15 protein-coding genes and 1 pseudogene are annotated in these 14,696 nt (G+C 62.9%); 15 read left to right on the top strand and 1 reads right to left on the bottom strand.

Annotated elements, in window-relative coordinates; genetic code table 11:
- From YUA_RS0116005 to YUA_RS0116030, 5 genes are all read left to right on the top strand, one after another.
- On the top strand, nt 1-2,008 hold a 2,008-nt coding region (locus YUA_RS0116005; RefSeq protein ID WP_027531626.1), incomplete at its 5' end, for a strawberry notch C-terminal domain-containing protein.
- A complete protein-coding gene (locus YUA_RS0116010) occupies nt 2,008-3,069 on the top strand; it encodes a toprim domain-containing protein (protein WP_027531627.1) in 1,062 nt (353 codons plus the stop codon). The genes YUA_RS0116005 and YUA_RS0116010, both read left to right, overlap by 1 nt.
- Before the next feature lie 336 nt (nt 3,070-3,405).
- Nucleotides 3,406-4,329 (top strand): DUF2493 domain-containing protein, encoded by a 924-nt coding sequence (locus YUA_RS0116015; RefSeq protein WP_027531628.1) that lies wholly within the window; start codon nt 3,406-3,408, stop codon nt 4,327-4,329.
- Between the two features lie 139 nt (nt 4,330-4,468).
- Entirely contained in the window at nt 4,469-4,918 is a 450-nt protein-coding gene (locus tag YUA_RS0116020) for a hypothetical protein (RefSeq protein WP_027531629.1), read from the top strand.
- 577 nt (nt 4,919-5,495) lie between these two features.
- On the top strand, nt 5,496-5,816 hold the full coding sequence (locus YUA_RS0116030; protein ID WP_027531630.1) for a DUF736 domain-containing protein: 321 nt from the start codon (nt 5,496-5,498) through the stop codon (nt 5,814-5,816).
- 64 nt (nt 5,817-5,880) lie between these two features.
- On the opposite strand, the gene YUA_RS0116035 is transcribed toward YUA_RS0116030, so the two are convergent.
- A complete protein-coding gene (locus YUA_RS0116035; RefSeq protein ID WP_027531631.1) occupies nt 5,881-6,108 on the bottom strand; it encodes a helix-turn-helix domain-containing protein in 228 nt (75 codons plus the stop codon).
- 214 nt (nt 6,109-6,322) lie between these two features.
- Here YUA_RS0116035 and YUA_RS51650 point away from each other — a divergent pair, with 214 nt between their 5' ends.
- The 10 genes and pseudogenes from YUA_RS51650 (at nt 6,323) to YUA_RS0116085 (ending at nt 14,687) form a co-directional block, all read left to right on the top strand.
- Nucleotides 6,323-6,595: a DUF2285 domain-containing protein gene (locus YUA_RS51650; protein ID WP_027531632.1), complete on the top strand. Its 273-nt coding sequence runs from the start codon at nt 6,323-6,325 to the stop codon at nt 6,593-6,595.
- Nucleotides 6,596-6,760: 165 nt separating this feature from the next.
- Nucleotides 6,761-6,955: a transcriptional regulator domain-containing protein gene (locus tag YUA_RS0116045; protein WP_027531633.1), complete on the top strand. Its 195-nt coding sequence runs from the start codon at nt 6,761-6,763 to the stop codon at nt 6,953-6,955.
- A gap of 136 nt (nt 6,956-7,091) precedes the next feature.
- A complete protein-coding gene (locus YUA_RS0116050) occupies nt 7,092-7,532 on the top strand; it encodes a DUF2285 domain-containing protein (protein ID WP_371259886.1) in 441 nt (146 codons plus the stop codon).
- A 134-nt stretch (nt 7,533-7,666) separates the two neighbouring features.
- A complete protein-coding gene (locus YUA_RS0116055) occupies nt 7,667-7,948 on the top strand; it encodes an AlpA family transcriptional regulator (RefSeq protein WP_027531635.1) in 282 nt (93 codons plus the stop codon).
- 22 nt (nt 7,949-7,970) lie between these two features.
- The gene (locus tag YUA_RS0116060) at nt 7,971-8,852 is read left to right on the top strand and encodes a replication initiator protein A (protein WP_027531636.1); all 882 of its coding nucleotides are present in this window, start codon (nt 7,971-7,973) and stop codon (nt 8,850-8,852) included.
- A gap of 289 nt (nt 8,853-9,141) precedes the next feature.
- The gene (locus YUA_RS0116065) at nt 9,142-9,606 is read left to right on the top strand and encodes a DUF2840 domain-containing protein (RefSeq protein WP_027531637.1); all 465 of its coding nucleotides are present in this window, start codon (nt 9,142-9,144) and stop codon (nt 9,604-9,606) included.
- Entirely contained in the window at nt 9,603-10,115 is a 513-nt protein-coding gene (locus tag YUA_RS0116070) for a S26 family signal peptidase (protein WP_027531638.1), read from the top strand. The genes YUA_RS0116065 and YUA_RS0116070 overlap by 4 nt, the downstream gene beginning before the upstream one ends.
- A 2-nt stretch (nt 10,116-10,117) precedes the next feature.
- Nucleotides 10,118-10,948 carry a lytic transglycosylase domain-containing protein gene (locus YUA_RS0116075; protein WP_027531639.1) on the top strand — a complete coding sequence of 277 codons (831 nt, stop codon included), beginning with the start codon at nt 10,118-10,120 and terminating at the stop codon, nt 10,946-10,948.
- A gap of 367 nt (nt 10,949-11,315) precedes the next feature.
- Nucleotides 11,316-12,375 (top strand): annotated as a pseudogene (locus tag YUA_RS44050) (IS110 family transposase).
- 548 nt (nt 12,376-12,923) lie between these two features.
- Nucleotides 12,924-14,687 carry a DUF3363 domain-containing protein gene (locus YUA_RS0116085; protein ID WP_027531640.1) on the top strand — a complete coding sequence of 588 codons (1,764 nt, stop codon included), beginning with the start codon at nt 12,924-12,926 and terminating at the stop codon, nt 14,685-14,687.
- Nucleotides 14,688-14,696: the final 9 nt, after the last annotated feature.

Consider the following 14,696-nt stretch of genomic DNA (forward strand, 5'->3'; position numbering starts at 1 on the left):
AAAATCAGCGGCGAGATCCGCCTTCGAAAGCGCAAAACAGCGGTTCTTCGGTCATCTCCTGACTTCGATGAAGACGCCCTCGCTGATCCGCTCGATCGAGCGCGATATCGAGGCCGGCCATGCCGCCGTGATCCAGATCGTATCGACGGGCGAAGCGCTGATGGAGCGCCGGCTCGCCGAGATCCCGACCGAGGAATGGGGCGACGTCCAGGTCGACATCACCCCGCGCGAGTATGTGCTCGACTATCTCGCCCATTCCTTTCCGGTCCAGCTCTACGAACCGTTCACCGACTCTGAGGGCAACCTCTGCTCTCGGCCTGTCTATCGCGATGGCCAGCCGGTTGAGAGCCGGGAAGCCGTAGCACGACGCTGCCGCCTCATCGAGAAACTCGCCTCGCTGCCTCCGGTGCCTGGCGCGCTGGATCAAATCGTGCAGCGCTTCGGCACCGATATGGTCGCCGAAGTGACCGGCCGCTCGCGCCGTATCATTCGTAAGGGCGACCGGCTGCTGGTCGAAAACCGCGCCGCTTCGGCCAACCTCGCCGAGACCTCGGCTTTCATGGACGACGTCAAGCGGATCCTCGTGTTCTCCGATGCTGGCGGTACGGGGAGGAGCTATCACGCCGAACTGTCGGCCCGGAATCGCCGTCTGCGCGTCCATTACCTGCTCGAGCCCGGCTGGAAGGCCGACGCTGCGATCCAGGGGCTCGGCCGGACAAACCGGACCAATCAGGCGCAGCCGCCGCTGTTTCGTCCGATTGCAACTGACGTGAAGGCCGAAAAGCGCTTTCTCAGCACCATCGCCGGGCGGCTCGACACATTGGGGGCCATTACGCGCGGCCAGCGCCAGACCGGAGGGCAGGGCCTGTTCCGGGCCGAGGACAATCTCGAAAGCCAGTACGGGCGCGATGCGTTGCGTCAACTCTACACGCTGCTGGTGCGAGGCAAGGTCGAGGGATGCTCGCTCGAGAGGTTCGAGGATGCGACCGGCCTGAAGCTGACGGACGCCAATGGGCTCAGGGATGATCTGCCGCCGATCACGACCTTCCTGAACAGATTACTCGCACTCACCATCGACCTACAGAATGTCCTATTCACCGCCTTCGAGCAGCTCTTGACCGCTCGGATCGAGGGCGCTGTCGCGTCGGGCACGTACGACCTCGGGCTGGAAACGCTCCGCGCCGAAAGTTTTGTCGTCGCCGAGCGGCGGACGATCTATGTCCATCCGCGCTCGGGCGCCGAGACACGGCTGTTCACCATCGTCCAGCGCCAGCGTAACCATCCTGTTGGTTTGGATGACGCCCTTGCTCGTCTTTCCAATCATGCTGTCCTGCTCATCAATGAGCGCTCGGGACGGGCCGCCGTACAGGTCCCGGCCGCGAGCGTTATGCTGGACGATGGCGAGATCGAGCGGCGCGTCCGCCTGATCCGTCCGATGGAGCAGCACACGGTCTGTCTGACCATGATGGCGGACAGCCATTGGGCCGAGGCGGACCGCGAGCGCTTCGCCGGGGCCTGGCTGGCAGAGCTTGCCGAGATCCCCGAGTTCACGGAAAGCACGATCCATGTCGTGGCGGGCTTGCTGCTCCCGATCTGGAAGCGGTTGCCGAACGAATCGACCCGCGTCTATCGGCTTCAGACCGATGCGGGCGAGCGCATCATCGGCCGAAAGGTGTCTGCAACCTGGGTCGCAAGCGTCCTTGCGGTGGACGCGCCCGCGCTGACGCCGGACGCTGCCTTTGCCGCGCTGATGGAAGGACGCACCGCCCTGGACCTGGCGGAGGGGCTCCAGCTTCGCCGTGCCCGGGTGATGGGCGCATACCGCATCGAGCTGTCGGGATTCAATGACACGATGCGCGATCGCCTCCGCGCTTACGGGCTCTTTGGGGAGATCATCTCCTGGAAGCTGCGCATGTTCGTGCCAACGGACGCAAGTGGCGTCGGAATCCTGACAAAGGTGCTCGACAGCTATCCGGTTGCGAGCATCAGTGAGCGGGAGGCAGCGTGATGTCCCGCGATGCTTCCGAATTGGCACGCCGCCTCGCGCGCGAGGCCGAGGCGGTGTGCCGACATTATCTCTCCCATGGCAAGCGGGCCGGGCGGTACTGGGTGGTCGGCGACGTTCATAACACCCCGGGCCGCTCGCTGTTCGTGCGGCTCCAGGAGTCGCCGAAGGGGCCCGCCGGCAAGTGGACTGACGCTGCGACCGGCGAGCATGGCGACCTCCTCGACATTATCCGCGAATGCCGGGGTTTGCGCGACTTCAACGGGGCCGCCGAGGAAGCGAGGCGGTTTCTGAAGCTGCCTCGTCCTGAGCCGCAGTTGCCCTCGAAACCCGTTCGTTCGGTGGCGCCGGCTGGATCGCAGGAAGCCGCCCGTCGGCTCTTTGCGATATCCAGCCCGATCGAAGGGACGGTGGTCGAGACGTATTTGCAACGTCGCGGAATAGCCAACATCCACCATAGTGGCAGCCTCCGCTTCCACCCTCGTTGCTACTATCGTCCAGACGAGCATTTGCCGACCGAAACCTGGCCGGCGATGATTGCCTGCGTCACGGACCTTGAAGGGCGGATCACCGGCGCACACCGAACCTGGCTCGATCCAGACGGCTTTGATCGCATTCGTCTCGGCAAGGCTCCTGTCGACACGCCACGACGGGCCATGGGCGACCTGCTCGGCAACGCCGTTCGCTTCGGCGTGGTGGGCGACGTGCTCGCTGCCGGCGAGGGAATCGAGACCATGCTTTCATTGCGTTACGTCCTGCCGACTATGCCTATGGCCGCGGCGCTCTCGGCCAATCACCTCTCAGCGATGTTGCTGCCGTCTGGTCTGCGTCGGCTCTACATCGCCCGCGACGCCGATGCCGCCGGCGATGCCGTGCGGGCTACTCTCACCCAACGAGCGGAAAACGCCGGCGTTGAAGCGATTGCGTTGTCGCCCCGGCTGGGCGATTTCAACGAAGACATGCACATCTTCGGTCTCGAGACCCTCCTAGCAGCGTTGCGGCTTCAACTCGTACCAGAGGACGTCGTCCGCTTCCTGCATTCGTCGACGCTAGCCGCAGAATAGGCCAGTGCTTCGATCGACGTTGATAGGCCGGTCGCGGAAAGCATGTGCCGGAAGAGGACGCGACCACGGCCTTCTAGAGGGCGATCGGACGGCAAGCGGGTGCGGCCCGGCAATGGCTGCGTCCGGCTATTTTCCGCCGCGCGCCGGCGGTGAAAACACATCAGCGATCAGACCGGCGCGCTTTGCATCGCGAAGCAAAATAGCCGGCCTCCGCCATCCTCCGCTGCCGCTTCGGCCCTCCGCTGCGCTCCGGGTTCTGGCCCGCTCCGCCCGCCGTCTGAGTGATCGCCACGAAGGCCGCGATGGGCGCGGCCGATCCGGCAAAGGACCTCTTCCATGACCGACCACAACGACCTCGAACCGCCACACGCGTCTTCTCCAACGGATCACCTTCTCACCGAATTGCAGCTCTACGGTTATCGCCCCTTCAACGACCAGCCCGATCCACGGCCGCTTCCCGAGGGCAGGGTCGTCGCCGGCGCCGTCGCCGATATCTTCGACGCACTGGTCGCGACATTGAGCGATACGCGGCTCGAACCCGATCTTGACGATCTGCTCTGGTCGACCGTCAACCTGTTCCATCGCGCCGTCGACCGCATCGGACGCCAACTCGACGACAATGAGCAGGCGCAGCAGAAGAGCCAGCGCGAGCAGAACGGCTCCGAGGTACGATCGGTCGAACTCGAGCGCTTGACGGCCGAGGGCATCACTTTGATCGAGCGCCGCAACTGCCTGGAGCTCTTCCGCGACCAGGCCATCGAGCGCTTCGAGGCGCACACCAGTTCAACCTGGCGCCCTCGATCGGGATCATTGGTGAACCACCGCACATTGACCGCAGCGATGATCGACTCCCGCGACTTCATCGCAGCCAGGCGTCGCGCCGAGACCGAGGTCTTGCTGCCGGCAGGACCGAAGATCGCGCTCACCGGTGGGCTCGACTTCAATGACCACCACCTCATCTGGGACCGCCTCGACAAGGTTCACGCCAAGCATCCCGACATGGTTCTGCTCCACGGCGGCTCCCCAAAGGGTGCCGAACTGATCGCCTCGAAATGGGCGACCAACCGCAAAGTGGCTCAGATCGACTTCAAGCCCGACTGGACGAAGCACGCAAAGGCAGCACCGTTCAAGCGCAACGATGCCATGCTCGAACTCCTGCCGATCGGCGTCATGCACTTCCCGGGCACGGGCATCCAGGATAACCTCGCTGACAAGGCGAAGCGGCTCGGCATCCCCGTCTGGAGGTTCGGCGGCGCGTGAGGGCCGCCTTCTCGACTGAAGTCTTCGAGGCGAAATTGTTCACGCCGCAACTCCGCCTCGTTTCAGTCTCATATCCAGAGTTGCGCCGTGGTGGTGGTGGAAGGCGCGACTGGTAGATCTATGCACATGGAGCCACCACATGCTTGCCCTTGGGCTTGTTCTCAACACACTCGGAATCGGTTTGCTCTGCTGGGCGATCTTCGCGCTAGCGGTGTATGCATTGCCGTTTTTCGTCGCGCTGAGCATCGGGATGACGGCGTTTCAGAACGGCACCGGTGTGCTCGGTGCGCTGCTTATCGGAACGGCTTGTGGCGCGTTCACGCTTGCCGTCGGTCAGGCCGCCGTCGCCAATACTCGGTCCTTGACCTTGCGCATCGCCATCGCGACCGCATTTGCTGTCCCCGCTACCGTCGCGGGCTATCAAGTGGCGTTAGCCGTGTCCCAGATCGGGGTGCCGTCGCTGGCTTGGCGTGAGGCCTTCGCTTGCCTGGGCGCGGTTTGCATTGGCGTCACGGCGTTCACGCGCTTGACCGTTTTTGCGGAGACCCGCCCGTTCGAGCCGGGTGGGGTGGTGGAGAATCCGTCCTAGCCAGTTCTTACGGCCGCAAGGCCCGAGGCATGACCGTTTACCGCTGTCATCGTCGAACAGCTTCGCGTAGATCGGCGCACTGGATGGGCGATGATCGAAACCTAAGCGCGGGAAAGGCAGTCCTCCGCGTAACTTCTCGATCAAGCCGCCGCCATTCGGTCTGGCCCGCGGAGCCGCGGCAGAGCGATGTTACCCCGATCGGCTCTTGGGAGACGATACCGCCCTTTGCAGGAGATTGTTTCTCTTTCTGCGCTGAATCGTTCCGATCTCTTGTTCATCAAAACCGAGATAGCCACGCTTCTCCTGAGATTGTGGTTCAGCACGCGGACGCACGCGGCCTCGTTGATGGCTTGATCTGGCCGAAGACCGGCTTCGCCTCGATCGTCTGAGCCGCAACGCCGTTGATGCGACTTTCTTCCCCTGGGCTTCGCCCATTCCTCGCGAGACAAGAAAGTCGCCACAACGACGTCCTCCGCTGCGCTCCGGCCCGAGCGGGTGCGTCGCCGATCGTCCTCGGCCCTAGATCGCCATCGAGGCCGCGGTGGTCGCGGGCTCGAAACACAACAGGAGAAGTGACATGGCTAACATCGGTTCTTTCAAGAAGGTCGGCAACGATTTCCAGGGCGAGATCGTCACCCTGAGCCTGCAAGCCAAGGGCGTCCGCATCGTCGCCGAGACGAACCGATCCAACGACAACGCTCCCAGCCACCGGGTCTACGTAGGCCGGGCCGAGATCGGAGCCGCCTGGTCGAAGCGTTCCGGAGAGGGCCGGGACTACCTCTCGCTCAAGCTCGACGATCCCTCGTTCACCGCACCGATCTACGCGAACTTGTTCGACGACGAAGGTGGTGAGGGCTACACCCTCCTGTGGTCGCGGCCCCGCAAGGACGGCGAGTAAGAGCGCCCCACCGAGCCCCGTCCGGTCCGCCGGGCGGGGCGCTTCGCGGCAGGCCTGAGGCGGCTTACGATTTGCTAAGCCGCGCAACCCTTTTGAGCAGGTCTCCGGGTTCGACCCCTAATGCTTCAGCAATTTGCCCAAGCACGGTGACGCTTGCTGATACGTCGCCACGCTCGATGGCGCCGACATAACGGGCGCTTAAACCCGCACGCTCGGCCAGCTCCTCCTGCGTCATTTGTAGATCATGGCGTTTCCGACGCAGGTTCACAGCCATGATCTCTTTGAGATCCATGGCGATATGGGAACTGAGCCGGAACGATCGTTCTAGGAACGATCGTTCCTATTCGCATCCAAATGTGCTAATGATGGTGTCGCTATGCGCGGCCGATCTTCGTTGCGTACTTACCGGACGGATTCACAAGAAATCCGGGATTCTACCGGGCAACGCGGGTCTAGCTTGCGACCAGACCATGGCGTAGGTTCCTGGCATTCCAAAAGCGGGTATGATGCAGAAGCCATCCCTCGATCCAAACGTGGCGGACAGTGCGCCGAATGAGCCGGCGCTAACGGCCTATGACGAACAGCACGTCGTCACGTACATTCGGCTTCTGCAAGCGGAGGGTGAGGGCGCGGACTGGCGCGAAGTTGCTCGAGTGGTCTTGCATATGGACCCAGAGCGAGAGCCCGATCGTGCGCGGCGCGCATATCAGAGTCATCTCGCGCGCGCCAAATGGATGACCGAGCAAGGGCGCCTCTTGCGCGGCACCGGCTCGAGATAGAAGAAAATTGCCGGCTGGCGACTTGCAAGCAGAACTATTTTCTTTTGCTAACCAATGGTCATTCCGGAGCACCACGTGGTGCCAAACTAGGGGCTTCCTACAACCGCATCGTTCATACCTATTGCGCCGCAATCCTTGTTAGCTGCGTGCAATGGGACGGAAGCAATGCCTGAATTCGACTGGCGGTCGCCGGATTCCTACAAGAGCCTACTAGACGCGGAAGTCACCGACATCGCCTGGGAATGTCTCCGCCGCAACGCCGACTATCGGCGTGAGTACGAGGTGATGATTGCCAACAGTCCGAACGGCGAAGTGACTGACGAATTCAGGAGGAAATGGGGTATCTGCTTTCGCCCATGACCCGCAGAGGTCGTTCGACGAGCAGACGATCTTTTGGGCGCCTGAGGTTCTAGCGGCGGTCGTTCCGGTCAAGGTTGCTTGGGCCGCCGATCGCAGTTCAGCGTCTCAACCGTTGCTTGACCTTGCAGCAGGTCAAGTGCGGCGCGCCGCCGACGGCTGGCACGCCGTGCTGCACATCGGTTCGGCGGACCACCGTGTCTGGTCCATGGACCCGCCGGTGCTAGGCGCGTCATATGCAGCCGAACTGCCGTTTGACGGCTATTTCGAAGCGCGCGCGTATGCAGCCCGGCGGCTCTGGCGTGCGATCAATGGGCGCGCGCCAGGTCCGGCATTTCACACACTATCCAAACAGCGGCGCGCACGCCTGAGCGCCGCGATCCGCGCGCTCGATGCGCATAGCGCCGGCGGCAGTTATCGCGTTATCGCCGAAGCGCTGTTCGGCAGGAAGCGCATCCCAGATCGGGCCTGGAAGACGCATGACCTGCGCAATCGGACGGTCCGGTTGGTGCAAGGCGGCCTCGCGTTGATGCGCGGTGGTTACCGCAAACTCCTGCGGCCAGGGCGCAGGGACGAGTAGTGCAGTCCCCCGAGGGGTGCCGAAAATCATTCCCCCGATATTCGGCATCCCCCTTCGAGATCTTGCTCCTCCACGATGACCGCACACACGCCGGCCTAGCCAAGCGTAGTGCGCTGTCCTCTTGGAGTGCTCAAATGCCCGATCCGATGGCCGGTCTTCCTCCGCGATTCCTGCGTACACCTGAGGCCGCGCGCTATCTTGGCCTGTCCGGTCGCACACTCGAGAAGCACCGCACGTACGGTACTGGACCGACGTATCGGAAGATCGGTGGACGTGTCGTCTACGCCGTCGATGACTTGAAAGCGTGGGCCGACCGGGGCGCCAAGACGTCGACGTCCGATCCGGGGAAGGGGACCGTGCTGCCTGCCAAGAAGCATCCGACCCTGCGCCCGTATGCGGGCCAGGAACGCCGCTGATCGCCCGAAGAGAGCACTGGCGATGCGGCGCAAATACCATTCCGAGCGCGAACAGCTTGAACTCTTTCGGGCGCTACCCGGTGATCTTGCACCACGCGACGCACAGGATCTAATGGCTTATCCGTTCTTCTCCCTCGCAAAGACTAAGCGGACCGTACCGATCGATTTCCGTGCCGGTGCGATCGCAGTTCGGGTCGAGGCGGTGCCGGAACACGGCATGGCGACCATCTGGGATGCAGACGTTCTGATTTGGGCCGCGTCCCAGATCGTCGAAGCCCGTGACGCAGGCTTGAAGACCTCGCGCCTGATGGCTGCAACGCCTTACGAGATCCTGACGTTCGTCGGCCGCGGCACGAGCGCACGTGACTATGACCGCCTGAAGGCTGGTCTTGACAGACTTCAGTCAACGACCGTGCTGACGTCGATCCGCCAGCCGGCAGAGCGGCGACGACACCGCTTCTCCTGGATCAACGAATGGAAGGAGACGGCCGATGCAAACGGTAGTCCATTTGGACTCGAATTGATCCTGCCTGATTGGTTCTATGCCGGCGTCATCGACGACGCGCTCGTGCTGACGATCGACCGCGCTTATTTCGATCTCACGGGCGGACTTGAGCGCTGGCTGTACCGTCTCGTGCGCAAACACGGCGGCCGCCAGGACGGCGGCTGGAGTTTTGATCTTGTGCACCTCCATGCCAAGTCAGGCATCCTCTCGCCGCTCAAGCACTTTGCTTACGATGTACGCCAGATCGTCCAGCGCCAGACATTGCCCGGCTATCAGCTCGTGCTCACGCGCGACCCGAACGGTACCGAGCGGCTGAACTTCGCGCCTACGCCCGTGGATCCCTTAACGGTACGCCTGCGCCGGCGCGGTCTCATTCCAAATTCGGAGGATGGCCTGTGAATCAGCTCGTGCTATCGGGGACCGCAACCCTCGTGCTATCGGGGACCGGATCCTCGTGCTATCGAGGACCGAAATCGAGCCTAAGTGCTTGTTTATCGGCGCTTTCCAGCCGCTCTAACTTTACTAACCAGAAATCCTTCGGATTTCTTCTAACGGACCAAGCTGGAAACCGCATCGCAGGCGACAGGCAACCGCGGGCAGTCAACCCTCCTTCTCGGCAGAAGCTGCACAGGTGCTTCACCGCCGCCAATGCTTACGGCTCCCCAATCCCGTCTGCGGGAGCGCCGGCATGAGCGATCTCACCAAAGTGGAGGTGCTGTGGCTCGAGAAGCGTATCGAAAACCGCATTCGGTTCGGCCGCATCGTCGAGGAACGGAAGGTTGATCGTCACCGGCGCGTCATGTCATTCGCACCGGGCAGCATCTTTGCCTTCGTCCGATGGACCTCCAACGACTTTGGCACGGTCATTTCGCGGATCGATATCCTGCGGGCGGTCGCGCCGGGACAGCGCTGCTCCACCGTCCCTTATGTGACGCCGGGCGGGGAGATCCTGTTGCGTCTGTCCGGCTGGCCGAAGGTGGAGCGCGTGCTGCAGATGACTGATGCCGTTGAGGCACTCGGAATCGATCCAGCTGATGTCGCGCCTGATCATTGGCATCACGTTCATAACCGCCTGTCCGTCAACGAAAACCCGCGTCCATATACGAAAGCGCGCCATCAGGCCTGGCTACACCGGCAGAGGGTAATGCGATGACGGGACGCCTGAAGACGCTGGCCGGGACGTTCGGGGTCGCTGCTGCGCTGGTCGCGACGATCGTCCTGGAGCCGCTTCCGCTTTACATCTGGAACGCATCCGCGAGCGTGCCGATCGGTCTCTATCGCCTTCGACCAGCTGAACGCTTCCACGTTACTGAACTGGTCGCCGTGCAGCCGCCGGAGCCACTCGCGACCTTCCTCGACCTTAACGGCTATTTGCCCATCGGCGTCCCCATGCTCAAGCGGGTCCTTGCGCTGCCCGGGCAGACGGTCTGCAGAAGCGGGCTCACGATTTCGGTCGATGACAATGCAATGGGCGAGGCGCGGGATCGCGACGGGCGCGGCCGGCCGCTGCCGAAATGGCAGGGCTGCCGCGTTGTCGGCGACGGCGAGCTGTTTCTGATGAACTGGCAGTCGGACGACTCTCTGGACGGCCGATATTTTGGATTTCTTCCGGCATCTAGCGTGATCGGCGGTGCGGTCCCGGTGTGGACGTCGGAGGAGTGATCGTGCGCATTCGGCGTGTTCTCCTTGCCATGCCCCTGTCCGATCGATTGCGGGATCCGTCCTCCGTCTCGATCGATGTCTGCAAGGCTGGTGCGAGCCCGACCGCGTGCTTGAGCCGGTCGGGCATGCGCGTTTGTGCTGTCGTTCCCCTGATGCTTCTTCTGACCGCGTTCGACAGCGCTGCTTTGGCCCAGAGCGGATCAGCCGCCCAGCCAGCGATCAGTCAGACCGCTCACGCATTGGCCGGCTTCATCAATGAAGCCTCACGACGCTTTGCGATTGCGCCGAACTGGATCCGATCAGTCCAAAGCATCGAGAGTGCCGGTGACGTGCACGCCAGATCGCCAAAAGGCGCAATGGGCCTGATGCAAATCATGCCGGCAACCTGGGCGGAACTGCGTGAGCGCTACAATCTCGGGAACGACCCCTATGAGCCGCACGACAACATTCTCGCCGGCACGGCCTATCTGCGCGAATTGCTCGATCGGTATGGCTCGCCTGGCGTGTTTGCCGCATACAACGCGGGACCATCTCGCTATGAAGAGCATCTCGCAGGCGGCTCTTTGCCAGACGAGACGCGAGCATACGTCGCAAAGCTTGCAAATCTGCTTGCTATCGAACTGCCGCCGACGTGGACGTCCAGCGGACAGTCATCAGCAGCTGCGACGCTATTCGTCACGCGATCCGATCTCATGAAAGCGCACGATGGGTTGCGGGTGCTCATGCCGTCGAGCGGTGCCACCACCGCAATCTCGGCTCCCCATGTTTCGCCCATGGTCCCCCGGTCTATTGGCGTTTTCGTTCCTCGATCGGATTCGGGAGTATCGCAATGACCAAGTGTGCGGGTTCGCAAGCCATGGCGTGCTTCACCGAGCAAGTGGCACGTGCTGATGGCGTACGGGCGATGCCTTCGGCCCGCGCTCTACTCGTCGCTTCGCTCCTCACCGAGCCACCCTTCGGGTGTCTCGGCTCTTCGGGTAACGATCGCTATCGCAAGCGTTCGGAAGCATTGGGGGCTTCGCGAGTTGGCTGCCAAGTCGCGGCGGCTCTTTCGAGAACCGGCGACCGGGAGACAACTACGGCAGGACGGCTCTTCAAATCGGGCTTCGAGAAACCGGTGCACGACGATAGTCGCCGTGTGGCCGAATCCGGAGCCTGGTGCAACGACTTAGGTGGTCGTTGCCACACAGGAGAGCTCAGATGAAACTTTACCTTGGGTTGGACGTGGGTCTTGAAGAAACCAGTCTCTGCATCGTCGATGGCGAGGGTCTCACCGTTCGCGAGGTCAAGGTTATGACCGAGCCAGCGGCGATCCGCTCCGCAGGGCTACGCGGATCGCCTGGAGAGAGTGGGAGTCGAGGCGTCATCGCTTGGCATCTGGCTGTATCGCGAACTGCTGCCAGCGGGTCTCCCGATCATTGTCGTCGAAGCGCGTCACATGCGCGTTTCGCTGTCGACAATGCGTAACAAGACCGACCGGAATGACGCGCGCGGCATCGCGCAGATGATGCGACTGGGCTGGTACCGCGCCGTCCATGTCAAGAATATCGACATGCAGAAGATGCGTACGCTGCTGACCAGCCGGAAGCTGCTCAAGCGCAAACTGATCGACCTCGAAAACCACATTCGTGGTGCACTGCGGGCCTATGGATTGCTCGTCGGAGCCGTCGCCCGATGTGCCTACCAAGCACGCGTACGCGAGCTGATCGAGCGCAGCGATCCGATCTTCGTGATCACCATCGAGGCCATGTTGGATGTGCGCCGCGCCATCCTCGAGGGCTACGATCGGCTCCATCGTGTGCTGCTGCAAGTGGTCCAGCATGATGCTGTCTGCCGGCGGCTGATGACGGTTCCAGGCGTCGGTCCCGTTGCGGCCCTGTCGTTCAAGGTCGGCGTCGATGATCCCCGGCGCTTTGCCAGATCGCGAACGGTAGGCGCGCATTTTGGCTTGGCGCCGAGGCGGCACCAGTCCGGCACGTCGATCGATTACGAAGGGCGCATCAGCAAACAGGGCGACGCAGCAGTGCGCGAGGCGCTTTGCGAGGCGGCCGCAAGCCTGCTGCTGCGAGTCAGGAAATGGTCGGCACTGCGGGCGTGGGGCCTGCGGATCGCCAAACGGTCGAGCATGCTGTGCGCGATCACCGCGGTCGCGCGGAAGCTCGCGAGCATTCTGCACCGGATGTGGGTCAGCGAGACCGACTTCCACGTCGGATTCGGCGCCAAGATCACGCAACGGCTTCGGTTGAAACCTGCACGGTAGCCGCGAGGCAGATGATGACGGATTAGCGCTGGGTTCGCGCCCGGCATGTTGAGGAGGAGCGAAATTAGAGATCCGCGCGCGCGGTGAGCGTCCCCTGGCGGGGCCGCGAAACGGGGAATGTCCGCTATCTCTTGCCTGCTGCCGCCCTTCGGGGACGAGAGCGCCGGACTGCTTGGACAGCCCTGTTTACGAACCTGATGAAGAGCATGCGACGGCCGAAGTGCTGAACGCGAAGGAACGCATGGACCCCGCCTGGTGAATGCACGTCGCGTACGCGGCTGTGGTGAAGTTGCGCGTTGTTGATGCAGGGAGTCGGTAATGGCTGAAGTTCGAAGAGTCGAAGAAAAGCGTAGGAATGAGTTGACTTTGCCCGCCCGATTAGGAAGGCGAGATAAAAGGGGCTCGCCGGTCGAACCGCAAGCCATTGTCATGGCTTGGGTTCTGGCGTGCCGGTCGGTCGGGGCGCGTGCCGCGCCTTGGATTTTGCCGAATGCAATCAAAGACATTTTCGGCACTGTAGCTGCTTTAGCGCTGTTCGAGGCCCGGCCATGACCGTGGGCGACAGCGACCTGCGTATTCGGCCCGGGCGCATCCGCAGCACCCGCGTGCCGAAGCCGAAGAGTTTTATCAACCAGGTGCTACGCGCCGCGAAGAAGGCCGGCCACACCCCGGGTCAGACCGCGCCGGGCAAGCGTTCTGCGGCGTATGGGCGCTCGACCTTTGGCCGCGGCCGGCTCGCGTTCAGCCGGGGCCGGCTCTTCAGTTCGGCACGGCGCGTTGTGGTGAAGGCGCGTGTCGTGCGTCACAAGGGACGTTCGTTCCGCTCGGCGCCGCTGACAGCCCATCTTTCTTACCTAAAGCGCGATGGGGTGACCCGAAGCGGCGAGAGGGCCGAGATGTTCGACGCTGGCAGCGATCGTGCCGATGGTGCGGCCTTCGCCGAGCGGTGTCAGGACGATCGCCATCATTTTCGGTTCATTGTCTCGCCCGAGGACGCCGGCGACATGACCGACCTCAGGGCCTTTACCCGCGATCTCGCCAACCAGATGGCGACCGATCTCGGCACGCAGCTCGATTGGGTCGCCGTCGATCACTGGAACACGGATAACCCTCACGTCCATCTTCTCGTTCGGGGCGTTGTCGAAGACGGCGCCGACCTCGTGATCTCACGGGACTACATCAGCCGAGGTTTGCGCTCACGTGCCGAGGAGCTGGTTGGCATCGAGCTCGGTCCGAAACCGGAGCACGAAATCCGCAACTCGCTGGAGAGGGAAGTCACGGCAGAGCGATGGACTCGGCTTGATCGGGAGATCCGGCTGGCAGCCGACGAAACCGGCCATATCGATCTTCGCCCCGAGAAGCCCGGCAGCTCATATACCGAAATCCGGCGCCTGATGGTCGGCCGCCTTCAGCATTTGGAGAAGATGGGCCTGGCGGCATCTGCCGCGCCCGGGGAATGGATGGTGGGCCTCGAGGCCGAGCGTAGCTTGCGCGACCTCGGTATGCGCGGCGACATCATCAAGACCATGCACCGCGCCTTTACCGAGCGTGGAGAGGCGCGCGGCATCTCTGACTACGTGATCGAAGGTAGACAGCCGGCGTCCCAGATCATCGGGCGACTGGTCGATCGGGGTTTGCATGACGAACTGACGGGTGAGGCCTACGCCCTGATCGACGGAGCAGACGGACTTGTGCATCACGTCCGCTTCCGCGGAATCGAGGCCTTCGAACAAGCTCCGCCGGCGGGCGGCATCGTCGAAGTCCGACGCTTCGGCCAAGCCGGCGATCCACGCCCCACCTTGGTGCTCGCGACCCGTTCCGATCTCGATCTTGGTGAGCAGGTCACCGCGAAAGGTGCGACCTGGCTCGACCACCGGCTGGTCGAACGCGATCAGATGCCGCTCGCCATGGGCGGGTTCGGCCGCGAGACCCGTGACGCCATGGAAGCCCGCGCCGAGCATCTGATCCAGGAAGGTCTGGCGCGGCGGCAGGGTCAGCGCATCATCCTGCAGCGCGACCTCCTGAATACCTTGCGTCGACGCGAGCTGGACGAGGTGGCGGCAAAAGTCTCGGCCAACACCGGCCTGCCTCATGTGAAGTCGGCCTCCGGTGAACATATAGCGGGCACCTATCGCCAGCGCCTGACGCTCGTCTCGGGACGATTCGCCATGATTGACAACGGGCTTGGCTTCCAGCTCGTGCCTTGGTCGCGCGAGCTCGAACAGAGGCTCGGCCAACACGTCACCGGTGTCGTGAAGGACGGCGGTGGCATCGAGTGGGGTTTTGGTCGCAAGCGCGACCTGGGCCTCTAGCAATCTCGT

The sequence above is a fragment of the Bradyrhizobium sp. WSM3983 genome, from assembly GCF_000473045.1.
In the GTDB taxonomy this organism is placed as follows: Bacteria; Pseudomonadota; Alphaproteobacteria; order Rhizobiales; family Xanthobacteraceae; genus Bradyrhizobium.